The sequence below is a fragment of the Marivita hallyeonensis genome, assembly GCF_900129875.1.
GTDB lineage: Bacteria > Pseudomonadota > Alphaproteobacteria > Rhodobacterales > Rhodobacteraceae > Marivita > Marivita hallyeonensis.
The window spans coordinates 171,311-197,635 of sequence record NZ_FQXC01000002.1; the positions used below are offsets into that span (position 1 = coordinate 171,311).

A 26,325-nucleotide genomic window follows, 5' to 3' on the forward strand; every position below is an offset into this window, starting at 1 on the left:
TCGATCACTGTTTCGCGCCCTCGTCTTCGTCGAACTCTTTCATCAGAGGATCATCTTCGAGGTCATCATCTTCCATCCAGAGGCCTTGCGCGCGCAGCTCTTTCTCGCGCTTCCGCTCCACCCGGCGGACAAGGAAAATGGACACTTCGTAAAGACCGTAGACCACGACGAAGAGGATGATCTGTGTGATGACATCCGGCGGCGTGACCAGAGCGGCCAGAACGAGGATCGCGACCACGGCGTATTTGCGCACCGATCCAAGGCCGTCGGAACTCACCAACCCCGCCTTGCCCATCAGGGTCAGAAGAACCGGCAACTGAAAGCAAAGACCAAAGGCCACGATGAATTTTACAGTGAGGTTCAGATATTCCTGGGCCGAGCCCTGAAAGACGACCGACAGGCCTTGGGCGACCTCTTCGTCGACCACGGCCTCGCCTTCCGCGCCGAATTGCTGGAAGCCGAGGAAGAAATCGTAGGCCAGCGGTGTGACCACGTAGAACGCAAAGGACGCGCCCAAGAGGAACATGAACGGCGATGCGACCAGGAAGGGCAGGAACGCGCCCTTCTCGGACTTGTAAAGTCCCGGTGCCACAAAGCGCCACATCTGCAGGCTGATATAGGGAAAGGCCAGCATGAAGCCGCCCAAGAGAGAGATCTTGATGGCGACAAAAAAGCCTTCCTGCGGGCTGATGAAAATCAGGTCGCAATCCTGACCGCGCGTTGCCAGCACCTGGCACAAAGGGGCCGTCAGGAAGTTGAAGATTGGCGTCGCCACCGTGAAACAGATGATCATCCCGATGATGAAGGCGACCACCGAATGGATCAGGCGATTGCGCAGCTCGGCCAGATGCTCGATCAGCGGGGCGGAGCTGTCCTCGATCTCGTCCGGCGTACTGTTCATGACGCGTCTTTCGTGTCGGTCGCGTCCGGCTTGGCGGCGGCTTCCATCTTGGCGACTTTGTCCGCCGCTTCCTTGGCTTCCCGCGCCTTGCGTTCCGCCGCAGCCTTGGCCGCAGACAGCTCGATCTTTTTCTTCGCTTCCTGCCGTTCGGCGGACAGCTTACCTGTATGACTGTCGGGATTGATATCCGTCATCGCCTTGGCGGCATCTTTCACGCCATCCATTGCGGAACTGACCGGATTGGCTGCGGATTTGAAGGTCTTGGCCACATCCGCCACACCCGCGTCATCCGCCGCTTCGTTCATCGCACGGCTGAACTCACGCGCCATCCCGCGCGCTTTGCCCATGAACCGCCCGATGCTGCGAAACAGCACGGGAAGATCCTTTGGCCCCACGACAATCAGCGCAACAACGCCGATGACCAGAAGCTCCGTCCAGCCAAGATCGAACATCTAGGGTTACACCTTGTCCTTTTCGGACTCAGGCGTCACGTCCTTGGCCTCGTCACCCGAATTGGCCTGTTCGATTTCTTCGGTGCCGTCTTTCACGCCCTTTTTGAAGGCCGTGATGCCTTTGCCCACCTCGCCCATCAGTGACGAGATTTTGCCGCGACCAAACAGCACGAGGACCACGACCGCGATCAGCAGAAGGCCCGGAAGGCCGATATTGTTGAGCATCGCTCTCTCCTTGAATCGTCCCTGCCGCGATCACGCGGCTGAATTCGATCCGGTTCTAGTGGGTTTGCCCCCTGTGGAAAAGCGCCAAAATCCGTGGCCCCGGGGCAAATCGCAGCGATTTTTGTCAAGAGCTTGTCAGTTGACAGGTTTTTGTCAGTATTGATGCGCAAGATGAGGAGAATCGCATGAAACGCGCCGACCGGCTTTACGCTTTGATGCAGCGGCTCAAGGACGGACATCTGCACACGGCAGAGGCCATGGCGCAGGACCTCAATGTCTCGGTGCGCACCATCTACCGGGACATGGAAACGCTCGCTGCCTCGGGCGTTCCGGTCGAAGGTGCGCGCGGGTCCGGCTACACAGCCCGGGCGATGATCACCTTGCCACCTTTGAACCTGACCGAGGTCGAGCTCGAGGCCCTGCATATCGGTTTGGCGGCCGTTGGCTCGGGCACCACCGATGATCTGGCCGAGGCCGCCCGCAGCCTTGCCGACAAGGTCGACGCCGTCCTGCCCGAAGACGTCGGCGCGCCCTCTGCACGGTTCGGCTTTGCCACCTACCCCTTTGCCGAGGCCGCACAGGGGTTTCAGCACATGCCCGCCTTTCGCAAAGCCATCCGAGCGCGCCAGAAACTGCGTCTGCGCATACAGGGCGAAGAGGCGCCGCAGATCGTCCGTCCCTTGCACCTCGACTACTGGGGTCGCATCTGGACCTGCGTTGTCTGGAGCGAAACAAACGAGGCATTCGAAACCTTCCGCATGGACCGCGTGATCGAGCTGTCACCGCTGCCAGGCCTGTTCGTGGATGAGGCAGGCAAGCGGCTGAAGGATTTTCATGCCTTGCAGTCCTGAGGCAGCGATGATGCACTTGCGTCCGGACAGGTGAGGAGACACCCTTTGGGTATTCGGCTCTTTTCGGACAAGGCACGCCCGGTGCATTTGGGCCCGTTTCCCTTGGAAACAGCAGTGCGCGGACCGATGCCAGACCTGTCTTCCGTCCCACGCGACGGCGCGTTGAGCTTCCGGCGCGCCAACGATCCGGCATCCATCATCAACGCCATGACCGACTACCAGGCGATGATGGACGCCATTCGGGACGGGTTTGTGAACCGGTCGCCGTCAATCGTGCCCACAGATTTAAATGAACGCTCCAATCACCTGAAAGCATTCGGATATTTCTCGGACGCGTCAATGGTCGGCATCGGGCCAGTTCCCGCAGAAGCGCGGCTTTCCACCCCAACGCGCAATCCCGATATCGACCGTTTGGCAGAGGCTCTGCGGACGCAGCAAACGAAAACCCTCGCCTCTGGCATCGACCTCATCATGGCGGACCTCAAGGAGTCGATGGACGCGCCGCAGACGACCATCGCCGATCACCAGACGGCGCTGGTGTTTCTGTACGAAATCCCGCGGGACCCAAAGCCCAATGAGCCCGGCACAGGCTGGATTGAAGGCGCACAGGCCCATCGCGCCTGCCTGCGCGCAACCGAAACGGCCGTGGTTGTCGCCAACTACCTGCGCCTTCTTGGTTGGGACGCGAAGGCGCATTCCGCGACCAGCACGGATGTCGATCTGAACACTTGTACGGTTGCGGCCGGGTTGGCGTACGTTTCGGACGGCCGGTTGGTCAATCCGTGGCTCGGTGACCGCTTTGGCGTCGCGGTCGTGTCCACGACCTTCGAGATGCAACACGACCAGCCCCTGTCACCTGACCAACCACACGCGGTCACACATGGGCTGTCGTGGACCCTCGGCACCGAATCCGCGCGCTCAAGTCTGAACACGAACCCGTTTGACCGACGCCGATACATCGACGGCCCCCATCCGTTCGAGACGCTTAAACGCGTTGACATCCCGACGACCTATATCGACGAAGCAAACGTCCCGCGTGTTCCGAAGCGCACCGATATGTTCGCGCGTGCGCTGTTCGGTGACATGGGAAAGAAGCTGCAGGACGGCGCCAAAGGCGGGCATTACGTCCGGAAATCGGCACCGTCGTCGGCGCAAAGACGGATGCTCGGCGCGTTTGTGCTCCTGCAGGACGGTGATCCTGCCCCCGAACGCCACGTACCCGACCCGCAAGGCCACGCCGATGCGATCAAGGCCACTGCCTATTGGCTTGGCGTGGACGCCATCGGGATCAGCCGCTGCCCGGACTGGGCGTGGTACAGCCACGACGCGCGCGGCGACCCCATCGACCCGCCGCACGATCAGGCGATCAGCGTCATCATCGACCAAGGCTACGAGACGATGGAAGGCGCGTCCGGCGACGATTGGATCAGCGTCGCCCAATCGATGCGCGCCTATCTTCGGTTTTCGCTTCTGGGGGGCGTGATCGCACGGCAGATCCGCAACCTCGGCTACAGCGCGAAGGCGCATAGCGTGATGGATGGAGAGGTGCTGCAACCGCCGCTGCTGCTGCTGTCGGGACTCGGCGAAGTCAGCCGCATCGGCGAAGTGATCCTCAACCCCTTCCTTGGCCCGCGTCTGAAATCCGGCGTCATCACCACCGATATGCCGCTTGCCCATGACAAGCCCATCGACTTCGGTCTGCAGAAATTCTGCGAAAGCTGCAACAAATGCGCCCGTGAGTGCCCGTCTGGCGCAATAACCGCCGGGCCGAAGCTGATGTTCAACGGCTACGAGATCTGGAAATCGGACAGCCAGAAATGCGCCACCTATCGGATCACCACCGAAGGCGGCGCAATGTGTGGGCGGTGCATGAAGACCTGCCCGTGGAACCTCGAAGGTTTGTTCGCCGAAAAGCCGTTCCGCTGGGCCGCGATGAACGTGCCTCAGGCGGCCCCGGTTTTGGCAAAACTCGACGACGCGCTCGGACGTGGCGGATTGAACCCGGTCAAGAAATGGTGGTGGGACCTCGAACTGCAAGAGGACGGTGGGTATCGCCCGACGGACAAGCCGGTGAACGCCCGCGATCTGCAAAAGGGCCTTGATCTAAAGTACGAGGACCAGACGCTTGCCGTCTATCCGGCACCACTGGCACCACATCCCTACCCTTACCCCGATCCGATGGACCGCGAGGCCGGGATCAAGGCCTATGGCGAGATGGTCGACGCCGACACGCACAGAGCGCGACTGGCGAAGGGCGACACCACGCATCTGCATCGGGTGAAGGACGTAACCGAAAGCCCGGTCATCCCGGTGATCGTGAGCAAGGTAGAACGGATGTCGCCCTCGGTCACGAAATACGAATTCCAAAGCATCGACGGCTCCGCCTTGCCTGCGTGGGACGCCGGTGCGCATCTCGATCTGGTCGTGGCGCCGGAATACCTGCGGCAGTATTCCATGTCCGGCGATCCGGCTGATCGCAGTACGTACCAGATCGGAGTGCTGCGCGAAGATGCGGGGCGTGGTGGATCGGCCCTTCTGCACCGTGTCTTCACCGAGGGACGCAAGGTGTTCATCTCGCACCCGATCAACCATTTTCCGCTGGTCGAGGATGCCAAATTCACCTGGCTTCTGGGGGGCGGCATCGGCGTCACACCGATGATCGCCATGGCGCACCAGCTGCACGCACTCGGCAGAGATTTCGCGCTGCACTACTCCATCCCGTCGCGCGCGGATGCCGGATATCTTGAGGACCTGCAATCCGTGCCCTGGGCCTCGCAGGTCCATCTACATGTTAGCGACGAAGGCAGCCGCATTGATCTGGCCACAACGCTGCCCAAGTATACCGATGGGCATCATGTCTACACCTGCGGCCCCGACCACTACATGCAAGCCGTCATGGAAGCCGCTGAAGCCAAAGAATTTCCCGATGACCACCGGCACCTGGAATACTTCGCTGTGCCGGAGCAGCCGGCGTACGAAAACCACCCCTTTACGCTGCGCCTGAAAGATGGGCGAAGTTTCATCGTACCCGCCGACAAGACAGCGACGGACGTGCTGGCGGAGAACGGGATTGCGGTGGATGTGAAGTGTTCAGATGGGATTTGCGGGGTGTGCAAGGCCCGGGTGCTGAGCGGTGATGTCGAACACCGGGACTTCGTTCTGTCGAAGGCGCAGCGTGCGGATCAGATCATCCTCTGCCAGTCGCGGGCGGCAAGGGCGGACGGTGAGATCACGATCGACCTGTAATATGCTGATATTTCGGACGAACTAAGTCGCGTGGCCCCGGCACGCGGATGACCGGAGCCACGCAGGGAGGTTAGCCGTCCGATGCAGGCATCAGGCCCTCGGTCTGTGCCACCGCCAACTCGTCCTGATTGAGAAGGCCATCACCGTCTGCATCCACCGCAATGAAGGTATCGGTGGTGACTTCGGGCAGGATGGCCTGAACCTCTTCCAGCGACAGCATTCCGTCGCCATTGCCATCGGCCGCCACATAGTCGGCCGCGAGGGCTGCTCCCGGCAAAGCGATCAGGCCAAGTGCGATCAGTTTTGCGATTGTGCGTTTCATGTGTTTCTCCATGTCAAACTTCATGTGAAGCGCCGCGATGTTGCGACCTTCACGATGTATGAGGGCGAAACCGGCCCTCGCATCCCGTCACCTCCTGCGTGCGCGCAGACCTGCCAGTTTTGCTCGTGGCCATGCGCAGCCCATCGCTGAAAAAGCGCGGGAGATCGCCGTCGGCGGAAAGCCCCGGGCTGGCCGGGGATTTTCCCGCTGTCATACCGGATGCATGGATACGGATCACCTGCCGCGCCTGCGCGCACGCGCCCGCCGCCTGACCCGCTCTCACGCGGATGCGGAAGACCTGTGCCACGACGCGTGCCTCGCCCTGTTGGAGCGGGAAGCCGACGGCGCGCGGATCGACCGGCCTTTGCCCTACATGATGACTGCCCTGCGTCATGCGGCTTTGGCCAGATCCAAGTCGATCGCACGGCATGACACGCTTGAGGACGAGGATCTGCCGTCGTCCGAGGACGCCACTCTTGCCTGTTTCTGCGCCGAGGTGCTGGTCCATCTCGACCACCTGCCCCAAACCGACCGCGCCCTGCTGCGGCGCGTGGCCTACGAGGGGATCACGCCAAGCGAGCTGGCCGAAGAGCTCGACATTCCTGTCGGCACCGTCATGTCCCGCCTTGCCCGCGCCCGCGCGCGTTTGCGGGAGGCTATCGGGGTGAGTTCGGTCTTCTGACGCGCAAGTTTGGAAAAAAAAGGGGGCCGCAGTGGCCCCCTTCTGAGTTTCGCTCGTCAAGCTCCCATTTGTATACCGCTCGGAATAATCTTGCCTGCGGCCTGACGCGCGTCAGAGGCGGGCGCACCCGCCTCGTGACTGGTTAGCTACACCCGCTCGTTGCTCCGCAGGTGTTGCACTTCATGCAGGTGCCGTTGCGCACCAGCGTGTAATTGCCGCAATCGCCGCAGGCCTCGCCTTCGTAGCCCTGCATCTTGGCCCGAGTGACAGCAGTCATCGCCGTGGTCGATGTCGTGGTCTCCAGCGCGACGGCTGTGACACCCGCCGTTTCCGGCACCAGCGTGTTGAGCGCCGTCACGGGATCGCCACCACCGAAGGCGACCGCGGCCGCCTGACCGCCCTGGAGCACGATCAGCTCTTGCGGCAACCGCTTCCGAAGGTACCCGGTCGACGAGATTTGCTTAAGCACTTCCAAAGACTTGGACGCCGCACTTTCACTGATCTCCTTTACGTTCGACACGCCCTCTTCCTCGCCGCGACCGATATCGTCGAAAGTCGCGCCTTCCGGTTTCACATGCGCCAGATCGGTGCGGTCGAGGTAGCTGACCGCCAGTTCGCGGAAGATGTAGTCGAGGATCGAGGTCGCGTTCTTGATACTGTCATTGCCCTGCACCATGCCCGCCGGTTCGAACTTGGTGAAGGTGAAGGCATCGACGAATTCCTCAAGCGGAACACCGTATTGCAGGCCGACGCTCACAGCGATGGCAAAGTTGTTCATCATCGCCCGGAAGCCCGCACCTTCCTTGTGCATGTCGATAAAGATCTCGCCCAGGGACCCATCTTCGTATTCACCCGTGCGCAGGTAAACCTTGTGCCCACCAACGATGGCTTTTTGCGTATAACCCTTGCGCCGTTCCGGCATCTTCTCACGGTGCGACTTGGCGATTTCCTTGATGACCACCTTTTCGACGATCTTCTCGGCCAGCACTTGCGCCTTTTCCGGGATGGACCCGCTTTCCAGCACCTCTTGTGCTTCTTCGTCGTCCTCGACCAAGGCAGCCGCGAGAGGCTGGGACAGCTTGGAGCCGTCGCGGTAAAGCGCGTTGGCCTTGGTGCCCAACGACCAGCTTAGCTCATAGGCTTTCTGGCAATCCTCGATGGTCGCATCGTTGGGCATATTGATCGTCTTGGAGATCGCACCCGAGATGAAGCTCTGCGCCGCCGCCATCATTGTGATGTGGCTGTCCACGGACAGAAAGCGCTTGCCCTTCTTGCCGCAGGGGTTGGCGCAGTCGAAGACCGACAGATGCTCGTCCTTCAGATGCGGCGCGCCTTCCAGCGTCATCGTCCCGCACACGTGGTCGTTCGCAGCGTCGATGTCGGCCTTCGAGAACCCGAGATGCCGCAGCAAATCGAAGGTCGGATCGTTCAGCTTATCCGCAGGAATGCCCAACACCTCGCGGCAGAACTCTTCGCCCAGCGTCCACTGGTTGAACACGAAGCGAATGTCGAAGGCGGCAGCAAGGGCCGCGTCCACCTTTTCCAACTGCGCCGGGCCAAAGCCGTGGCCGATCAGGGAGGTGTGGTTGATGCCCGGCGCGTTGCCGATGGTGCCATGACCGACCGCGTAGGACACGATCTCCTCGATCTGCGCAGATCCGTAACCCAGCTTTTCCAAAGCCGCCGGAACGGATTGGTTGATGATCTTGAAGTAGCCGCCGCCTGCGAGCTTCTTGAACTTCACCAGCGCAAAGTCCGGCTCGATCCCGGTTGTGTCGCAATCCATGACCAGACCGATGGTGCCCGTCGGCGCGATCACAGTCGCCTGCGCGTTGCGGTAGCCGTGCTTTTCACCCAACCGCAGCGCCTCGTCCCAGGACGACATCGCCAGATCGACAAGACGGCTGTCCGGGCAGTTGGCATGATCCAACGCCACCGGCTTGACCGACAGCCCCTCATAGCCGTCCGTCGCGCCATAAGCGGCGTTGCGGTGGTTGCGGATGACGCGCAACATGTGATCGGCGTTCTTCTTGTAGCCCGGGAACGGCCCCAACTCGCCCGCGATCTCGGCCGAGGTGGCATAAGACACGCCCGTCATAATCGCCGTCAGAGCACCGCAGAGCGCGCGACCCTCGTCACTGTCATAGCTGTAGCCGAGGTTCATCAAGAGCCCGCCAATATTGGCGTAGCCCAGACCCAGCGTGCGGAAGTCATAGGAGCGCTGCGCGATTTCCTTGGACGGGAACTGCGCCATCAAGACGCTGATCTCGAGCGTCAAGGTCCAGAGGCGGGTGGCATGCATATAGTCATCTGCCTGAAACTCACCGTCCTTGAGGAAGGTCAGCAGGTTCATCGACGCGAGGTTGCACGCTGTGTCGTCAAGGAACATGTATTCAGAACAAGGGTTTGAACCACGAATCTCACCGTCTGCCGGGCAGGTGTGCCATTCGTTGACGGTGTCGTGGAACTGGATGCCCGGATCGGCACAGGCCCATGCTGCGTGACCCACATCTTCCCACAGGTCGCGTGCCTTGATCGTTTTGGCGACGCTGCCATCGGTGCGACGGATCAGTTCCCAATCAGCGTCGTTCTTGACCGCATCCAGAAACGCATTGGTGACGCGGATCGAGTTGTTGGAATTCTGCCCCGACACACTGGCATAGGCTTCCGAGTCCCAATCGGTGTCGTAGGTCGGAAACTCGATCGAAGCATAGCCCTGCCGCGCGTAATCGAGCACGCGCTTGATGTAGGTCTCGGGGATCATCACGCCTTTTGCGGCGCGAATTGCGTCTTTCAAGGCATTGTTTTTCTTGGGATCGTAGGCGTCTTCTTCGGTGCCGTCCCAGGTGCGGATCGCTTCGAAAATGCCGTTCAGCATCTTCTCGTGCATCTTCGACCCCGCGACGATGCTGGCAACCTTCTGCTCTTCCTTGACCTTCCAGTTGATGAATTGCTCGATATCCGGGTGGTCGGCATCACAGATGACCATCTTGGCCGCCCGGCGTGTGGTGCCGCCCGACTTGATCGCGCCCGCCGCGCGGTCGCCGATCTTGAGGAAGCCCATCAGGCCCGACGACTTGCCACCGCCGGACAGCGGTTCGCCCTCGCCGCGCAGGTGGCTGAAATTGGTGCCGGTACCGGACCCATACTTGAAGAGACGCGCTTCACGCACCCAAAGGTCCATGATGCCGCCATCGTTCACCAGATCGTCCGAGCAGGACTGGATGAAACACGCATGCGGCTGCGGATGTTCGTAGGCGCTGTCCGACTTGGTCAGCTTGCCCGTCTTGTAGTCGACATAGTGGTGGCCCTGGCTTGGGCCGTCGATGCCGTAAGCCCAGTGCAGACCGGTGTTGAACCACTGCGGCGAATTCGGCGCGGCGCGCTGGGTTGCCAGCATGTGGCGCATCTCATCATAGTAGGCCTGCGCGTCTTCTTCGGTGCTGAAGTAGCCACCTTTCCAGCCCCAGTACGCCCACGCGCCTGCCAAGCGGTCGAAGACCTGTTTGGAGGAAATTTCGCCAGTGCGCTCGGTGCCTTCGTCTTCGGCGGTCGAGCGCCACAGGAAGGACGGCACGTCCTTTTCCTTGACCTTCTTCAGCGCAACGGGGACGCCCGCCTTTCGGAAATACTTCTGTGCGATGACATCGCTTGCCACCTGGCTCCAGCTTGCCGGAACCTCCACGTCGTCCAATTTGAAGACGACGGTTCCATCAGGATTCCGAATTTCCGACGTGGTCGAGACAAACTCGATCCCCGCATACGCGTCCTGCCCTGCTGTCGTAAATTTTCTTTCGATTTTCATCGCACCGGTCTCTTTTTTTGACTACCCCAACGGCCCAAAATGAGGCCAAGATCGAGACAAGTATGCCGGTCCGCGCACGGCAGTGTGCGCAGGCGAAATGCGAGTGAGCATGTCTTCCGGTATCCCCGTCCCTTTGTCCGCCGAAACACTATATGTTGTGGTTGCATCGACCGACCTGCACAACCTGACGGAAGGCTCACAGAGTCGTCAACACGTTTTTTCGACTTTTTGACATAGATTTTGGGTTGACCGGCAGAGAAGACACAAGGGCTGGTGATTCAGCTGTGGATGACTGACGGATAAGTCTGTGGATAAAGCGCGGGCGGAATTTTCAGCGCTGTCAGAAAGTTATCCACAGGTATTCAAGGCGCACTTCAATGTCGCTGGAGGATTGTCAGCGCCCGTTATTCGGCTCGTGCCGAATCTGTCTGACATCACGGCTGTGACTTTGATCCCACGCTCAATGGAATTGAACAAGAACAGCCGCTTAGCAACGCGGTTGGCTGCATTTGGAAACTGTGGCGGAAGAGAATGATGGTCGGGACGGCAAGATTCGAACTTGCGACCTACGGTACCCAAAACCGTCGCGCTACCAGGCTGCGCTACGCCCCGACTGCCGCGTCGTTTAGCGGTCGTGGTCCGATTTGAAAAGCGGTTTTTTCCGCCGCTTGCCTAGGATCCGCAGGGCCACGCGGCATCTTCGGTGGGAATGGCTGGATGCCGCATTTCGGTGCCAACATCCATGCCCAACCGGTCGGCCATCCCGCCGTTGATTTCCAGCACGAACTGAATGTTCGACCCGCCGGGAATGGCTGTCAGGTCCCCCGGGACCGCGTTGGAATGGATACGCTGCACCACTCCTTCGCTATCGGCAAAAATCATGTCCAGCGGGATGAGCGTGTTCTTCATCCAGAATGAAACGGTCTGTTCGCGGTCGTAGACAAAGAGCATGCCGAACATCCGCGGCATGTCTTCCACGAACATCAAGCCGCGGCTGCGTTCCTCTGGCGTGTCCGCAAGGTCAATGGAAAACCGCGCCGTCCCCCAGTCCCCTCGCAGGTGAATGGTGTCGTCCTGACAAGCATCGAGTGCAAACGTTTCGGTTGCGGCTAGCGCAAGCGCAAAGCTCAGTCCAAACCACTTTCCCATGCAAGCACCTCAACAGCCATGCGCCCCCGCTTGCTGTCGATGGCGCGCAGCGCGAGCGCTTCGCCGGGGAAAAGATCGGAAAGCCCGGACCGGCGCAAGACTTCGATATGAATAAACACATCTTCGGACCGCCCGTAGACATTCGCAAACCCAAAGCCCTTGGACTTGTCGAACCATTTGACACGCGCCGGCTCAAGCTCGGCCGCCGCGATCTCGTCCGGAGACACACCGCTGAAGTCCTCGAGCGGTGCCACGTCACCGCCTTCGGGCGGCGCGATCTTCAGGATCTCGATCGCCTGAAGGCCTCGCCCCGTCGACTGAACGATCACGTCGATCCGCGCGCCGTCCGCAACCGAGCCCTGCCCGTAGTTGCGCAGCACGTTCGCGTGAAGAAGGATGTCCGGTCCTCCATCATCGGAAACCAGAAACCCGAACCCCTTCGTCGGGTCGAACCATTTCACGTGACCTGAAACGCGCGCATCCACGTCTTGCGACTGTTCCACATTCTTATCCAACATCAAATTCCCACTCCAATTTTGGCCGTGTGGTGATGGGTTGCAAGCCAAAAACATCCTATTTCCGGAATGAAAACAAGCCGCGCATTTCACGTGACGTGAGCGTCAAGGGTTCAAGCGACTGATATTCCATCCCTTTTCACCCTCATTTCGAACCCAGCGGAACCGGTCATGCAGGCGAAACGGGCCATCGGCCCAGAATTCCATTTCGGTCGGGCTGATCCGATACCCGCCCCAGAACGGCGGTCGCGGCGGGTTCGTCCCGAGCTTTGCCGTCAGTTTCGCCACCTCCGCCATGAGCTCGCCACGCGACCCCAGAGGCTGCGATTGTTTCGACGCCCAAGCCCCCAACCGGCTCTTGAGCGACCGCGAAGCATAATAGGCATCGGCCCGTTCACCGTCTTCTTTCGTGACCGTCCCACGGACCCGGATTTGCCGGTGCAACGATTTCGAGTGCAGAACAAACGCGGCCTTTCCCGCCCCATCGATTTCCTGCGCTTTGCGGCTCTCATAATTGGTGTAGAAGACAAAGGCGTCGTCTTCGATCTCCTTGAGAAGCACCATGCGCACGTTTGGCATGCCCGCTGCATCCACCGTGGACAGCGCAATCGCATTCGGGTCATTGACCTCGGCCGCCTCGGCCTCTTTCAGCCAGCGACGGGCAATCTCAAACGGATCATCACCCGCGAATATTCCGGTGCGGTCACTCATATGGTCTCCTCGAAAAATTTCGCGTAGCGCACGCTTTAAGGTCTTGTCGAGTAGGACGTCGAGTCACCCAATTACGTGATATAAACGGAAATCACGCGCAGCCTTGCCGCCCTCGCGCCCTTCGCCTAAACGACATATACACTTTAGCAGAAGGGGCACTGTGTCATGCAAGACGGGATTATGGCGGGAAAGCGCGGACTTATCATGGGTCTTGCGAACGACAAGTCCATCGCATGGGGCATTGCCAAGGCCTTGGGGGCCGCCGGGGCGGAGATGGCCTTTTCCTACCAGGGTGACGCCCTGAAAAAACGCGTCGACCCGCTCGCCGAAAAGCTTGGCTCGGACATCGTCCTGCCCTGTGACGTAAGCGACGAAGAGTCGATCGACAGCCTTTTCCAAGACCTGAAAACCCGCTGGGACACGCTCGATTTCGTGGTTCACGCGATCGGTTTTTCCGACAAGAACGAATTGCGCGGTCGCTATGTCGACACCACGCGCGCCAATTTCAACATGACCATGGATATCTCGGTCTATTCCTTCACTGCCGTGATGCAACGCGCCGAAAAGATGATGACCAATGGCGGCGCGGCGCTGACCATGACCTATTACGGCGCGGAACGGATCATGCCGCATTACAACGTGATGGGTGTCGCCAAGGCCGCGCTGGAATCGTCGGTACGCTATCTGGCCGAAGACCTCGGAAAGGACGGCATTCGCGTCAACGCGATCTCGGCGGGTCCGATCAAGACGCTCGCCGCATCCGGCATCGGCGATTTCCGCTACATCATGAAATGGAACGAGTACAACTCGCCCTTGCGCCGCAACGTGAGCATCGATGACGTTGGCAACTCGGCCCTCTACCTCTTGTCCGATCTGGGCGCGGGCGTGACCGGAGAGACCCACCACGTCGACGCCGGGTATCATGTGGTGGGAATGAAAGCGGTCGACGCGCCAGACATGAGCAAGGAATAACCGGCATGACCACCGCGCAGTTCATCGCCTTCAACCTCACTCTGCTCGCCGCCCTGGCCGCTCCCGGTCCCGCGCTGCTCTACGCGCTGCGTCAGTCGGTTGCGGGCGGTTTCGCGGCAGGTGTGGCGACCGGTGCGGGGCTTGCGACGATGGCGGCGCTCTGGACCGGGGCGGCCCTGCTCGGATTGAACGCGGTTTTTGCGGTGGTGCCGTGGGCGTATCTTCTGCTCAAGACAGCGGGTGCGGTCTACCTGATCTGGATCGCGATCCAGCTCTGGCGCCATGCCAGGGACGCGGTAAGCGATTCTGCGCATCCGGGCGCGCGAGCCTATCTCGGCGGCATTTTAGTGAACGCCGCCAACCCGAAATCCGTGCTCTTCGCAGGTGCAGTTCTGGTTGTGATCTTTCCGCCCGATCTCACCCTTGGCGCAAAAGCGCTGATCGTGCTCAATCACTTCGTCGTCGAGGTCGTGGCCTACACCATTTTCGCGGCCTGTCTGTCCAGCGCCCCGGCCCGCGCCGGGTATCTTCGTCTCAAGCCTCTGGTCGATCGCGCCGCATCGGTGATCCTCGGCGCGCTGGGTCTGCGCCTTCTGTTTGGGCGCTGAGGACATGACAACCGCCGCCATCCTCAGCATTGCGCTCATTCACCTCGTCGCGGCGATGAGCCCTGGACCGTCCTTCGTCGTCTCGGCCCGCACCGCCGTCTCCGAAGGGTTTGGCACCGCCGTCGCGCTCGCCATCGGATTCGGGCTCGGAGCCGTGCTCTGGGCCGCGGCCGCCATGGCAGGCCTCGCGCTTCTTTTCGAATTGGTGCCGCAGCTGTTTCTCGCGTTGAAACTCATCGGCGGCGCCTTTCTTGTCTACATCGCCATCATGATGTGGCGGCACGCCAAGGATCCTTTGCCCGATACCAGTGCGCAACCGCCACGCAGCGCGTTCTCCGCCATCTGGTTCGGTTTTGTCACCTTCGCGTCCAACCCCAAGACTGCCGTCTTTTTCGGCGCCGTCTTCGTGGGTCTGGTCCCCGCCGACACACCGCTTTCCATCCGCGTGCTCTTGCTGGCGATTATCTTCGCGAACGAAACGCTGTGGTACATCCTCGTCGCCCGCATCTTTTCCTTTCAACACGCGCGCAGCGCCTATGGCCGCCTGAAAACCGGCATCGACCGCGCGTTTGGCGGGTTGATCGCGCTCTTCGGCGTGCGTATCGCCCTGTTCTGATCATTCCGGAGGATCCAATGACCGACCGTCTGCCGCATGAAAAAGGCTTCCACGTAAGCTGGGATCAACTGCACCGCGATGCCCGCGCGCTGGCCTGGCGCCTCGACGGCCAAGGCCCCGATGACGGCGCCTGGAAGGCGGTGGTCGCCATCACCCGGGGCGGTATGGCCCCTGCCATGATTGTTGCGCGCGAACTGGACATCCGCATGGTCGATACGATCAGCGTAAAAAGCTACAACCACCAGACCCAGTCCGAACCACAGGTGATCAAATCCCCCGATATGGACGTGGTCGGTGATGGCACCGGTGTTCTGGTGGTGGACGACCTCGTGGATACCGGGCGCACGCTCGAGGTGGTTCGGGCTCATATGCCCAACGCGCATATCGCGACCGTTTACGCCAAACCAAAGGGGCGCCCGCAGGTCCAGACCTTCATCACCGAGGTCAGCCAGGACACCTGGATCTTCTTCCCCTGGGACATGGCCCTGCAATATGTCGAACCCTACCGGGGCAAAGACTGACCCGCAGCTTCTCTGTTTCGCATATACCTCGGGGTGAATTGGCCGAAGGCCAAGAGGGGCAGCGCCCCTGAACCATACCAAACCAGCGCGCCGCAGGCGCACACTCTGGAGAACCCGACATGACAACGCGGACCCAAGCCACGTTTGCGCCCCCGGTCATGGAAGCCCGCCGCTGGCTCGAAGGCGCGACGTTTCCGGACAACCAGCCGCTGATCAATGTCAGCCAGGCCGCCCCGGTCGATCCACCCCCCGCGCCGCTGCGCGACGCGATGGCCGAGGCGTTGACTGAACCCGACACGCATCTTTACGGACCGGTACTTGGCCTGCCCGCGCTGCGCGAGGAACTCAGCGACCAGTGGTCCGCGCATTACCACGGCACCGTAACCCCGTCGCAGGTCGCCATCACCTCAGGCTGCAACCAGGCCTTCGCGGCGGTAATCGCGGCCCTGTGCGATCAGGGGGACGAGGTCATCCTGCCGACGCCGTGGTACTTCAATCACAAGATGTGGCTCGACATGTCCGGTGTCACCGCGATCGCGCTCAAGACCGGGCCCGACCTGATTCCCGACGCGTCACTGGCAGGGGCGCTCATCACCCCCCGAACCCGCGCCATCGCTCTGGTGTCACCCAACAACCCGGGCGGCGTGGAATATCCCGCCGACACACTCAAGGCATTCTACGACCTTGCACGCGCAAACGGTCTCAAGCTCATCGTCGACGAAACTTACCGCGATTTCGACAGCCGTCCGACGCCACCGCACGGCCTGCTCTCCGACGCTGACTGGTCCGATACGCTGATACAGCTCTACTCATTCTCGAAGGCCTACCGCCTCACCGGTCATCGCGTCGGCGCGATCATCGCCGATCAGGCGCTTCTTGCCGAAGTCGAAAAGTTCCTCGACACCGTCGCCATCTGCCCGCCGCAACTGGGCCAGAAGGCCGCGCTCTGGGGACTTCGGAACCTGAAAGACTGGCTTGCCGGCGAAAGGGAGGAAATCCTCGACCGGCGCGCGGCGATCCATGACAACATGCCCCTGCTCGACGACAAGGGATGGCGGCTGATGGGGTGCGGGGCGTATTTCGCGTATCTTGAACATCCTTTCGCCGAAAGCAGCGCAACACTGGCTCCGAAACTGGTGCGGGAAGCGGGCATCCTCGCCCTGCCCGGCACCATGTTCACCCCCGCCAACGACCCGTCGGGCGCGCGGCAGTTCCGCATCGCCTTCGCCAATGTCGACCGTGAGGGGATCACAACCCTGTTCACCCGTCTTGCCGCACTGGACTGGCCCCTTGCGAGCCCGACCGCTGCCGCGTAGACACACGCAAATCAACGGCGAAGAGCAAGGAACACACCGCTATGGCGATGGGCAAAGGCAAACTGTCAAAGACCTTCATCTGGATCCTGATGGGCCTGCTGTTCGTGGGTCTTGCGGGCTTTGGCGCGACCAGCCTGACCGGCACCGCGCGCTCGGTTGCGACGGTCGGCGAAAAGGAAGTGTCGACCGACGCCTATGTCACCGCCCTGCGCAACGAGATCAACGCCTTCGCCGCGCAGGCCGGACGCGCCGTTCCCATGTCCGAGGCGCAGGCACTTGGCATTGACCGTCAGGTGCTGGCGCAACTGATCACGGCGCGCAGTCTCGACAACGAAGCAGCGAGCATCGGCTTGTCTGTCGGCGATGAAGTGGTCGCGGACCAGCTTGCCCAGGTCCCGTCGTTCCGTGGCAGCGATGGCACATTCAACCGGGAATCCTACCGCTTCGCCCTGCGCAATCAGGGGCTGTCGGAAGCCGAGTTCGAAGAGCAGCTGCGCGACGAGACCGCGCGCACCATCCTGCAAAGCGCCCTGATCGCGGGCAACACCCTGCCGGACACCTATATCGATACGCTGCTCGCCTATACCGGCGAAACCCGGGACTTCACCTGGGCGCGGCTGACCGGATCGGATTTGCAGACCGGCCTGCCCGAGCCGTCCGAGGCCGACCTGCAGGCGTATTACGAAGACAATATCGATGCCTATACCCTGCCCGAGCTGCGCGACATCACCTACGCGTGGATCACGCCTGACATGATCGTCGACACCGTCGAAGTCGAAGAGGACACCCTCCGCGCCGCTTATGACGAACGCTTCGATCAGTTCAACCAACCCGAACGCCGCCTCGTCGAACGTCTCGTCTACAGCGACACCGCCGCGGCCGAGGCGGCGCTGGCGCGTCTGAATGACGAGTTGCGCTTCGAAGACCTCGTAGACGAACGCGGTCTGGCACTGGACGACGTGGACATGGGCGACGTCACGCAGGACGCGTTGGGCGACGCCGGTGACGCGGTCTTCAACGCCGAGGTCGGCGAGGTGGTTGGCCCGCTACCGTCAAACCTTGGACCGGCACTCTTCCGCGTGAACGCCGTGCTCGACGCGCAGGTGACGACCTTCGAAGACGCCCGCCCAGATCTGCGCGGCGAACTGGCGCTCGATCGCGCGCGCCGCGTGATCGAGGCCCTCGCGCAGACGCTGGACGATGAATTGGCCGCTGGCGCCACGCTCGAGGAACTGGCAGAGACCACCGAGGCCGAACTTGGCCAGATCGACTGGTTCCCCGGCGCGGACGGAGCGATCGCGGCCTATGAAGCCTTTGGCGAAGCCGCCGCGCAACTGACCGAAGGCGATTTCCCCGAGATTCTCCAGCTTGGCGATGGTGGCATCTTTGCCATGCGCCTGAACCGCATCCAGCCGCCCGCACCGCAGCCGATCGAGGATGTGATCGACCAGGTCCGTCGTGGCTGGGACACGCGCGAGCAAACCGCACAGCTGATGGGCCTTGCCGAAGGCGTCGCCGCGCAATTGTCGGGCGGTGCGGCCTTCGAAAGTGTCGAACTGACACCGACGACCGAAACCGGCCTTGGCCGAAACGCTCAAATCACGGATCTGCCGGCTGATCTGCTCACCGCCGTTTTCGAGATGAACGTCGGGAATGCACGGGCCATCGCGGGCGTTGGTGACGTCATCCTGCTTCGTCTCGATGCAATCAACCCGGTCGACCGCAGCGATGAAACCATGGATCTGCTGGCGCAGGCCCTGCGCAACCAAGCGTCGAACGACATCGCCGAGGATCTGTTCCGCGCCTTTGCAACCAGCATCCAGCGCACTGCCGGTGTCGAGGTCAACCAGACCGCGATAAACGCCGTGCACGCCTATATCCAGTAACCGATGGCCGTCCTGATCCCCGAATATGACAGCTTCGCCCGCGCCTATGAGGCGGGTGAAAACCAGGTGGTCTATGCCCGCCTTGCCGCTGACCTCGACACGCCCGTGTCTCTGATGCTGAAGCTCACCGGCGCGGCCAAGGATGCCTTCGTTCTGGAAAGCGTGACGGGCGGCGAGGTGCGCGGACGCTATTCGATCATCGGGATGAAGCCCGACATCATCTGGCAGTGCCACGGAACAAAAAGCCGGATCAACCGATCCGCCCGATACGACCCGGACGCCTTCGAAGACCAGAGCGACGACCCGCTGACAACACTGCGCGCGCTGATCGCCGAATCGGAGATCGATCTGCCAGCCGACCTGCCCCAGGCCGCAGCCGGCCTGTTCGGCTACCTGGGCTACGACATGATCCGGCTGGTCGAACACCTGCCCAACGTCAATCCGGACCCGCTCAACCTGCCCGATGCGGTGATGCTGCGCCCCTCGGTCGTGGCGGTTCTGGACGGTGTGAAAGGCGAGGTCACCGTGGTGTCCCCCGCCTGGGTCAGCGATGGCTTGAACGCGCGTGCCGCCTATGCACAGGCGGCGGAACGGGTCATGGATGCGGTGCGCGATCTGGAACGCGCCTTGCCCCAGCAGGCGCGGGAAATGGGCGACGCGGCCGATATTGCGCCGCCCGTGTCGAACTTCACGCATGAAGGCTACAAGGCCGCCGTGGAAACCGCCAAGGATTACATTCGCGCCGGTGACATCTTCCAGGTGGTGCCCGCGCAGCGGTGGACGCAGGACTTTCCACTTCCACCCTTCTCTCTTTATCGTTCTCTCAGAAGAACTAATCCATCACCTTTCATGTTTTACTTTAACTTTGGCGGCTTTCAGGTCATCGGGGCCAGCCCCGAGATCCTCGTGCGGGTCTTCGGCAATGAGGTCACCATCCGCCCCATCGCCGGCACCCGCCCGCGCGGCGCGACGCCCGAAGAGGACAACGCGCTCGAAGCGGACCTGCTGACGGACGCGAAGGAATGCGCCGAGCATCTCATGCTGCTCGACCTTGGTCGGAACGATGTGGGCCGGGTCGCCAAGATCGGCACCGTGCGCCCCACCGAGAAATTCATCATCGAACGCTACAGCCACGTGATGCATATCGTTTCGAATGTCGTGGGCGAACTGAGCGACGAGCATGACGCCCTCTCGGCCCTTCTCGCGGGGCTACCTGCCGGTACGGTCAGTGGCGCACCGAAAGTGCGCGCGATGGAGATCATCGACGAATTGGAGCCGGAGAAACGCGGCCTTTACGGCGGCGGCGTCGGCTATTTCAGCGCGGGCGGCGACATGGACATGTGCATCGCGCTGCGAACCGCCCTGGTGAAGGACAAGAAACTGTACATCCAGGCCGGCGGCGGCGTGGTCTATGACAGCGATCCCGAAGCCGAATACCAAGAAACCGTTCACAAATCGAACGCCATCCGCCGCGCCGCCGCCGACGCCGCTCGCTTTACCGGAGACGGCAACACCTAGCGGTTCCGCTAACTCAACGGCCCACAACCACCGTAACTGGAATTCCCGGCGTCGGTTGCCACGCAAGCCCCCGTCACTTCTCTGTTTCCCAAATACCTCGGGGTGAGGCCGCAGGCCGAGGGGCAGCGCCCCTCAAAACCACAACAGAGCGCGCCAAAGGCGCTCAATTCAACTCGCGGATACTTTCGCGAACCCCTGCAGCCGCTCGATCATCGCGCGCAATCCGTTCGACCGTTGCGCCGACAGGTGATCGTTCAATCCAAGCCGTCCCAATTCCGCCCGTGCATCGATCGAGGCCACCTCGGTCGGCGGCAATCCGTTGTAGAGCTTGCGCAAAACGGCAATGAGCCCGTTCACGATCATCGCGTCGCTTTCGCCTTCGAATTGAATCACACCGTCTTCGATCTGCGGATGCAACCAGACCTGGCTCGCACAGCCCTCGACCTTGGTGGCGGGCACCTTGAGAGCCTCGGGCAATGGGTCCATCGCCTTGCCCAGCTCGATCACCATGCGATAGCGGTCTTCCCAGTCGTCAAGATACTCGAAATCCTCGACAATCTCTTCAAATGCGGCGTTGGCCATGCCTGTCTCCGATGTCGAACGCGTCTGCCCGCACACCTAGGCAGACATGGCACAAACGTCCACCCCGGGCTTGGCGCTTTTCAACGGCGGCACAATCGGTTACGTCGGAGACACACAGGCAGGGAACCCGACCATGCGTAAATCCGTGACGCTCCTGATCCTCGCAACGGCGATGCTGACCGGGTGCGCCGCCGTCAGCGAAAGCCGCTTCAACCCGTTCAACTGGTTCGGATCAAGCACACCGGACCCCGCCGCGATGAACCCGGCAGAAAGCGAGACCAACCCGCTCATTCCGGCCCGCCGCATTTCCTTCTTCCGCAACAATCAGCCCGAGGCCTTCGAGGGACGTCCCATCGCCGAGGTCACCGAGCTTCTGGTCGACCGCCGTCCCGGCGGGGCCATCATCCGCGCCACCGGCGTGGCAAGCCGGATCGGTCCGTTTGACGTTCGCCTGATTGCCGACGAGGACGCCAGCGATGCGACCACGCTTGTGCTTGATCTGCGGGCCCTGCAGCAGCCCGGTCCACGCAGCGTTGGTCCACTGGCGCGTCAGGTGACTGTTGCGCGTTGGATCACCGATCAGGACCTGCGCGGCATCCGCACAATCACCGTGCGCGGCGCGAACAATGCCCGATCAGTGCGGCGCTAAGACTCAGATCTCGATGATCTCGACGTGTTTGCCTTTCGCGGTCAGGGCGATCTGACCGTCGCACAGGCGAAGCGCGTCCTCACCGAACACCTCCCGCCGCCATCCCCTTAAGGCCGGGATGTCGCGCTTTCCCGCCGCCAGGGCATCCAGCTCCGCCGCGGAGGCAATAAGCTTGGACGCCACGCCGGACGCCTCTGTCTTCGCCTTCAACAGCACGCGCAACAGATCGGCCAGTGCCGGATTGACCTGCGGCGATTGGCGCGACGTGTCGACCTCGGGCAACTGCTCCTTGGGCGTGCTGGCCGCCTTGTGAACGGCTTTCAGGATCCCGTCCGCAATCTCACCCTTGCGCGCCTCACGCAGCAACAGGCGGGACCGGCCAAGCTCCGCCGTGTCTTTCGGCTTGGTCGAGGCCAGCTCGACCAGCGCATCGTCCTTGAACACGCGATTGCGCGGCACGTTCCGCTCTTGCGCATAGGTCTCGCGGAACCGCGCGAGTTCCTTGACAAAGGCCAGAAAACGCGGCGCGTTCGACCGCGTCTTGACCCGCTTCCACGCGTTCTCAGGGTGAGTGACATAGGTGTCGGGCGCCAGAAGCGCGGCGATCTCTTCTTCGACCCATTTGTGGCGGCCCGATTGCTCCAACCGCGTGCGCAAGTGCTCGTAGATCACGCGAAGATGCGTGACGTCGGCCAGGGCATAGGATTTCTGATTGTCGGACAGTGGCCGCCGCGACCAGTCGGTGAAGCGCGAGGACTTGTCGAGCGACTCTTTCGCGATCTTGCGTACCAGCGTCTCGTAACCCACCTGCTCGCCGAAACCCGCGACCATGGCCGCGACTTGCGTATCGAAGAGCGGCTCGGGAATGACGCCATGGTCGATATAGAAGATTTCTAAATCCTGACGGGCCGCGTGGAACACCTTGACCACATCCGGATCGCGGAACAGGTCCAGCAAGGGATCAAGCGACAACCCATCGACCAGCGGATCGACCAGCACAGCATCACTGTCCCCGTCGCCCTTGAAGGCCAGCTGGATCAGGCACAGCTTGGAATAATAGGTCCGTTCGCGGAGGAATTCGGTATCGACGGTCACATAAGGGCTTTGCGACGCGCGGTCACAAAATGCCGCGAGTTCCGCCGTAGTCGTCACGATGTGCATAATTCGGGTCGTTCATTATCGGTTCTTGTTCTTCACCCCGCACCCGATATAGCGGAAATGCGCGGGGTTGAATAGCTCAACTGCGGACCGATCAGGTCAGGTCAAGCCGCGACCGGTCGCCTTCGGCCACCCGGCGTAGGATTTTCGGATAAAGATCATGCTCTTGCACCAGAACACGCGCGGCCAGCGTTTCGGGCGTGTCGTCGGGTAACACGGGTACCCGCGCCTGACCCAGAACCTTGCCTCCATCCAGTTCCGCGGTCACTTCATGCACCGAACATCCGGCCTCTGCATCCCCGGCTTCAATGGCGCGGGCATGTGTGTGCAGACCCTTGTATTTCGGCAAAAGCGACGGATGGATATTGAGCATCTTGCCGTCCCACCGTTGGACAAACCCTTCGGTCAGGACGCGCATGAACCCGGCAAGGCAAATGATGTCCGGACGCACCTGATCGAGCACCCGGTTCAGCGCCACCTCGAACGCGGCGCGATCCGACCCGAACGGCCGATGATCAACGACCGCGGTCGGAATGCCCCGCGCCTGTGCTTTCGCCAGACCGCCCGCATCGGGTTTGTTGGACAAGACAAGCACGGGCCGGGCCGGGTGATCCCCGGTCATGTCCTCGACCAGCGATACCATGTTGGAACCGCCACCCGAGATCAGGATCGCAACGCGTTTCGTCAAAGCAGACTGCCGGAATAGGCAACGCCGGGCTGTCCGGTTACGGTGCCGATCTCGGACACCGTCTCGCCTGCATCGCGCAGGACCTGGGCGATCTCGTCCTTCCGGTCCGCCGCCACGACAACGATCATGCCGATACCGCAATTGAAGGTTTTGAGCATCTCGCCCTCGGACATTCCGCCCGTCTCGGCCAACCAGCGGAAGACTGGCGGAAGGGTCCATGCCGACAGGTCGATCTGCGCGCAGAGGCTCTCGGGCAGCACGCGCGGCAGGTTCTCTGTGAGCCCGCCACCGGTGATATGCGCCAGCGCATGCACGCCGCCCGCCTTCACCGCAGAAAGCGCCTGCGTGACGTACAGCCGTGTGGGTGTCAAAAGCGCCGCGCCCAGTGATCCCTCCGACCAGGGACAATCCGCGTCCCACCCAAGGCCAGAAACGTCGACGAGCTTGCGCACAAGGCTGTAGCCGTTGGAATGCACGCCGTCCGAGGCAAGACCCAGCAGCACGTCACCTTCGGAGACGCCGCTGGGCAGGTCACCGCCCCGCTCCATCGCGCCCACGGCAAACCCCGCGAGGTCGAAATCCCCCGCCGGGTACATGCCCGGCATCTCCGCCGTTTCCCCGCCGATCAGCGCGCAGCCCGACCGGGCACATCCTTCGGCGATCCCTTCGATCACGCGCGCCGCAATATCGGTCTCAAGCTTGCCTGTGGCGAAATAGTCGAGGAAAAACAGAGGCTCTGCGCCTTGGCAAACCAGATCGTTCACGCACATCGCAACAAGGTCGATGCCCACACCGTCGACATGGCCGGTGTCGATAGCGATCCGCAATTTCGTGCCGACGCCATCGGTGGCCGCCACCAGAACCGGGTCGGTGTAGCCTGCCGCCTTGAGATCGAACAACGCCCCGAACCCGCCGAGACCGGACATCACACCGGGCCGCGCCGTGCGCTTGGCCGCAGGCTTGATCCGCTCCACAAGCGCGTTGCCCGCATCGATATCCACACCCGCATCCGCGTAGGTGATGCCGTTCTTGCCGTCTGTCATAGCGCGTCCCCAACGATGTGGCGCGGCCTTAGCGCAGGCGCACTGCGAAGTCCATGCGACGCAACAAATCTGTTATACTGCCCTGCGAGCGTGGCGTGAATTTTGGCCCGCCCTGACCCGCAATTTTCAAAAGAAGGAATTCACCATGGCAGATCCGATTTCCATCCTCTGGACCCCCGCGGGGTTCAACTTGCCCTCTCTTGGCGCGCGCGCCCTGGTCGATGTCAGCGATGGCGACACCCCAAACATCCGCATGCCTATTCGTATGCTGTCCGTGGACACACCCGAAGTCACCGCCAAGTCAGACGCAGGCGCAGCACGACGAGATGCGGATTTCGACGAGTTGGCAGCATGGATCCGGCAAGGCGACGCGCCGGTGTCGCAGGACTTCGCCACCTACATCCTGCCGCTGATCGACGGGACGCAGGCCGGGACGCGTCAGTTCACGCAGGGCAAAGCCGCCAGCGCCTGGTTCAAGGCGCGGGTCGATTCCCGTCTCGTCCGCCCGAATGGCCGCCGCAGGAACCTCTTCCTGCGCTCGGCGGATGAGCAGTTCGACAATTACGGCAGGCTCCTTGCCTATGTCGCCCCGTCCTATTCCGGCGCCGAGCTGTCGACGATGACCCGGGCAGAGCGGGCGACCTTCAATCTCGACCTGATCGAAAGCGGCCACGCCGCACCTTTCGTGATCTACCCGTCTGTCCCGGGCGAGTTGGATCTACCGATGCTGGTGAGGGCCGCTTTGGACGCGCAAACGAACGGACGCGGGCAGTACGCCGATCCCTTGTCGCTCACCGGCTACGAGTACCGCATGGTCGAAAAGCTGCATCGCATCACCAAGAAGATCGTGCGCGGAGATCGCCTGAGTTACCGCGAAAAGATCGCATGGCGCAGTCGCTATTGCGCCGACATCCGGGACCGGACGCTACACGGGCCCGAGGCCTACATGGCCTTTCCACCGGCCTATCGCCTGTGGCTCTGGCCCGATGACGTGCAAGAGGCGATGGGCGCGCTCAACCTCGTCCCGTCGCCGACGCTTGTCACATGACTTGACGCGCTCCGGCGGTCTGGTACTGAAACAGTCATGGCGGGCCTGTAGCTCAATTGGTTAGAGCAGAGCGCTCATAACGCTTTGGTTGCAGGTTCGAGTCCTGCCGGGCCTACCATATTTTACCAAACGGTCAAAAAACGCATTTCGAGACATCAGGCGTCGTCGCCCGCCAGCGAAGCGCATCGGCGATCAGTTTGGGCACATCCGGGTGGAGACCGATGGGATCAAGGACGATGCCCTCGAAACCCGAAGCTGCAACCGCCGCTGGCAGATCCTCCAGAACGTGCCCACGCCGCGCCGCGAAGAATGGCAGGCAGATGGCGTTCGTCCCGAGGCCAGACAGCGCGTCTTCAAGTGAGGGGTCTTCTTCCACGAACCCGCATCGCACCGAGTTCGGTTTGACCACATCCGCGACCTGTTCGGCAAATCGCCGTGTCGCGTCCGACACACGTCTTGATTTACCCGAACCGTGGCCAGCCACGACCAGATCGGTTTTGTACGGATCAAGGCTGTTTTCCGTACAAACGGTCCGACACCAGTTCGCCGCGAGCATCGGCAAAGTGCAGTCCATCCCGAAACTCACCAATTGCGGACCAACCCCGTCTGCCAATCGTTTCGGAAGTTGCGATTGCGTGAACCAGCCGTCGGCCATGAACATCGGGTACACAAGCGCGCCGGGACGATCCGCGCTCAGCGCCTCGATCCGCCCTTCCGCCGCCAGCGTCACACCGTCGATCCGTGCCTCGGGCAGGTGCCGCGCGACGTCAGCCGCCAGCGCGGCGATCTCGGCCTCGCCGACCTCGGGATCGGAGGGCTGACCATGGCTGACGATCAAAGCGCTGAAGGACATGCCGCGTT

The 26,325-nt window shown here is 61.7% G+C and carries 25 protein-coding genes and 2 tRNA genes; 13 read left to right on the top strand and 14 right to left on the bottom strand.

Annotated elements, in window-relative coordinates; all coding sequences use genetic code 11:
- Positions 1 to 4: 4 nt before the first annotated feature.
- From tatC to BUA42_RS06485, 3 genes are read right to left on the bottom strand one after another with little or no spacing between them, the layout of a single operon-like run.
- Entirely contained in the window at positions 5 to 901 is an 897-nt protein-coding gene (tatC, locus tag BUA42_RS06475; protein ID WP_072776910.1) for a twin-arginine translocase subunit TatC, read from the bottom strand.
- Entirely contained in the window at positions 898 to 1,353 is a 456-nt protein-coding gene (tatB, locus tag BUA42_RS06480; protein ID WP_072776911.1) for a Sec-independent protein translocase protein TatB, read from the bottom strand. The genes tatC and tatB overlap by 4 nt, the downstream gene beginning before the upstream one ends.
- A 6-nt stretch (positions 1,354 to 1,359) precedes the next feature.
- Positions 1,360 to 1,578 carry a twin-arginine translocase TatA/TatE family subunit gene (locus BUA42_RS06485; protein ID WP_072776912.1) on the bottom strand — a complete coding sequence of 73 codons (219 nt, stop codon included), beginning with the start codon at positions 1,576 to 1,578 and terminating at the stop codon, positions 1,360 to 1,362.
- Positions 1,579 to 1,763: 185 nt separating this feature from the next.
- On the opposite strand from BUA42_RS06485, the gene BUA42_RS06490 reads away from it, so the two are divergent.
- Entirely contained in the window at positions 1,764 to 2,429 is a 666-nt protein-coding gene (locus BUA42_RS06490) for a helix-turn-helix transcriptional regulator (RefSeq protein ID WP_072776913.1), read from the top strand.
- A gap of 45 nt (positions 2,430 to 2,474) precedes the next feature.
- Positions 2,475 to 5,675: a reductive dehalogenase gene (locus BUA42_RS06495; protein ID WP_072776914.1), complete on the top strand. Its 3,201-nt coding sequence runs from the start codon at positions 2,475 to 2,477 to the stop codon at positions 5,673 to 5,675.
- Between the two features lie 70 nt (positions 5,676 to 5,745).
- On the opposite strand, the gene BUA42_RS06500 is transcribed toward BUA42_RS06495, so the two are convergent.
- Entirely contained in the window at positions 5,746 to 5,997 is a 252-nt protein-coding gene (locus BUA42_RS06500; protein ID WP_072777446.1) for an EF-hand domain-containing protein, read from the bottom strand.
- Between the two features lie 223 nt (positions 5,998 to 6,220).
- Between BUA42_RS06500 and BUA42_RS06505 the strand changes: the two genes are divergently transcribed.
- Positions 6,221 to 6,679, top strand: coding sequence for an RNA polymerase sigma factor (locus tag BUA42_RS06505; RefSeq protein WP_072776915.1), 459 nt, complete (start codon positions 6,221 to 6,223; stop codon positions 6,677 to 6,679).
- A 142-nt stretch (positions 6,680 to 6,821) separates the two neighbouring features.
- Here BUA42_RS06505 and BUA42_RS06510 read toward each other — a convergent pair whose 3' ends face one another.
- The 5 genes from BUA42_RS06510 to pdxH all read right to left on the bottom strand — a co-directional run bounded on the left by BUA42_RS06510 (position 6,822) and on the right by pdxH (position 12,859).
- Positions 6,822 to 10,484 (bottom strand): vitamin B12-dependent ribonucleotide reductase, encoded by a 3,663-nt coding sequence (locus tag BUA42_RS06510; RefSeq protein ID WP_072776916.1) that lies wholly within the window; start codon positions 10,482 to 10,484, stop codon positions 6,822 to 6,824.
- Positions 10,485 to 11,019: 535 nt separating this feature from the next.
- Positions 11,020 to 11,096: transfer RNA gene (locus tag BUA42_RS06515), tRNA-Pro, on the bottom strand.
- Positions 11,097 to 11,156: 60 nt separating this feature from the next.
- A complete protein-coding gene (locus BUA42_RS06520; protein WP_072776917.1) occupies positions 11,157 to 11,633 on the bottom strand; it encodes a DUF192 domain-containing protein in 477 nt (158 codons plus the stop codon).
- Complete coding sequence (locus BUA42_RS06525) at positions 11,612 to 12,151, bottom strand: cold-shock protein (protein WP_072776918.1); 540 nt, start codon at positions 12,149 to 12,151, stop codon at positions 11,612 to 11,614. The genes BUA42_RS06520 and BUA42_RS06525 overlap by 22 nt, the downstream gene beginning before the upstream one ends.
- A 102-nt stretch (positions 12,152 to 12,253) precedes the next feature.
- Complete coding sequence (gene pdxH / locus BUA42_RS06530; RefSeq protein ID WP_072776919.1) at positions 12,254 to 12,859, bottom strand: pyridoxamine 5'-phosphate oxidase; 606 nt, start codon at positions 12,857 to 12,859, stop codon at positions 12,254 to 12,256.
- Between the two features lie 165 nt (positions 12,860 to 13,024).
- On the opposite strand from pdxH, the gene fabI reads away from it, so the two are divergent.
- The 7 genes from fabI (at position 13,025) to trpE (ending at position 20,296) form a co-directional block, all read left to right on the top strand.
- On the top strand, positions 13,025 to 13,831 hold the full coding sequence (gene fabI / locus BUA42_RS06535; protein ID WP_072776920.1) for an enoyl-ACP reductase FabI: 807 nt from the start codon (positions 13,025 to 13,027) through the stop codon (positions 13,829 to 13,831).
- Positions 13,832 to 13,836: 5 nt separating this feature from the next.
- Positions 13,837 to 14,439, top strand: a complete 603-nt coding sequence (locus BUA42_RS06540) for a LysE family translocator (RefSeq protein WP_072776921.1) — start codon at positions 13,837 to 13,839, stop codon at positions 14,437 to 14,439.
- Positions 14,440 to 14,443: 4 nt separating this feature from the next.
- Positions 14,444 to 15,055 carry a LysE family translocator gene (locus BUA42_RS06545; RefSeq protein WP_072776922.1) on the top strand — a complete coding sequence of 204 codons (612 nt, stop codon included), beginning with the start codon at positions 14,444 to 14,446 and terminating at the stop codon, positions 15,053 to 15,055.
- A 17-nt stretch (positions 15,056 to 15,072) separates the two neighbouring features.
- Complete coding sequence (gpt, locus tag BUA42_RS06550) at positions 15,073 to 15,576, top strand: xanthine phosphoribosyltransferase (RefSeq protein ID WP_072776923.1); 504 nt, start codon at positions 15,073 to 15,075, stop codon at positions 15,574 to 15,576.
- Positions 15,577 to 15,695: 119 nt separating this feature from the next.
- Complete coding sequence (locus tag BUA42_RS06555) at positions 15,696 to 16,892, top strand: aminotransferase (protein ID WP_072776924.1); 1,197 nt, start codon at positions 15,696 to 15,698, stop codon at positions 16,890 to 16,892.
- A gap of 41 nt (positions 16,893 to 16,933) precedes the next feature.
- Positions 16,934 to 18,778: a peptidylprolyl isomerase gene (locus BUA42_RS06560; RefSeq protein WP_072776925.1), complete on the top strand. Its 1,845-nt coding sequence runs from the start codon at positions 16,934 to 16,936 to the stop codon at positions 18,776 to 18,778.
- A 3-nt stretch (positions 18,779 to 18,781) separates the two neighbouring features.
- The gene (trpE, locus tag BUA42_RS06565) at positions 18,782 to 20,296 is read left to right on the top strand and encodes an anthranilate synthase component I (protein ID WP_072776926.1); all 1,515 of its coding nucleotides are present in this window, start codon (positions 18,782 to 18,784) and stop codon (positions 20,294 to 20,296) included.
- A gap of 168 nt (positions 20,297 to 20,464) precedes the next feature.
- On the opposite strand, the gene BUA42_RS06570 is transcribed toward trpE, so the two are convergent.
- Entirely contained in the window at positions 20,465 to 20,878 is a 414-nt protein-coding gene (locus BUA42_RS06570; protein WP_072776927.1) for a SufE family protein, read from the bottom strand.
- A gap of 46 nt (positions 20,879 to 20,924) precedes the next feature.
- On the opposite strand from BUA42_RS06570, the gene BUA42_RS06575 reads away from it, so the two are divergent.
- Positions 20,925 to 21,527, top strand: a complete 603-nt coding sequence (locus BUA42_RS06575; protein WP_245818967.1) for a hypothetical protein — start codon at positions 20,925 to 20,927, stop codon at positions 21,525 to 21,527.
- 3 nt (positions 21,528 to 21,530) lie between these two features.
- On the opposite strand, the gene rnd is transcribed toward BUA42_RS06575, so the two are convergent.
- The 3 genes from rnd to purM all read right to left on the bottom strand — a co-directional run bounded on the left by rnd (position 21,531) and on the right by purM (position 24,416).
- Complete coding sequence (gene rnd, locus BUA42_RS06580) at positions 21,531 to 22,688, bottom strand: ribonuclease D (protein ID WP_072776928.1); 1,158 nt, start codon at positions 22,686 to 22,688, stop codon at positions 21,531 to 21,533.
- A gap of 91 nt (positions 22,689 to 22,779) precedes the next feature.
- The gene (gene purN, locus BUA42_RS06585; RefSeq protein WP_072776929.1) at positions 22,780 to 23,373 is read right to left on the bottom strand and encodes a phosphoribosylglycinamide formyltransferase; all 594 of its coding nucleotides are present in this window, start codon (positions 23,371 to 23,373) and stop codon (positions 22,780 to 22,782) included.
- Entirely contained in the window at positions 23,370 to 24,416 is a 1,047-nt protein-coding gene (purM, locus tag BUA42_RS06590) for a phosphoribosylformylglycinamidine cyclo-ligase (protein ID WP_072776930.1), read from the bottom strand. The genes purN and purM overlap by 4 nt, the downstream gene beginning before the upstream one ends.
- Positions 24,417 to 24,561: 145 nt before the next feature.
- Between purM and BUA42_RS06595 the strand changes: the two genes are divergently transcribed.
- Together BUA42_RS06595 and BUA42_RS06600 are read left to right on the top strand one after the other, a co-directional pair.
- Entirely contained in the window at positions 24,562 to 25,464 is a 903-nt protein-coding gene (locus tag BUA42_RS06595) for a thermonuclease family protein (RefSeq protein WP_072776931.1), read from the top strand.
- A 41-nt stretch (positions 25,465 to 25,505) separates the two neighbouring features.
- A tRNA-Ile gene (locus BUA42_RS06600) sits at positions 25,506 to 25,582 on the top strand.
- 15 nt (positions 25,583 to 25,597) lie between these two features.
- Here the strand turns inward: BUA42_RS06600 and BUA42_RS06605 are convergent.
- Positions 25,598 to 26,317 (bottom strand): sirohydrochlorin chelatase, encoded by a 720-nt coding sequence (locus BUA42_RS06605; protein ID WP_072776932.1) that lies wholly within the window; start codon positions 26,315 to 26,317, stop codon positions 25,598 to 25,600.
- Between the last annotated feature and the right edge of the window lie 8 nt (positions 26,318 to 26,325).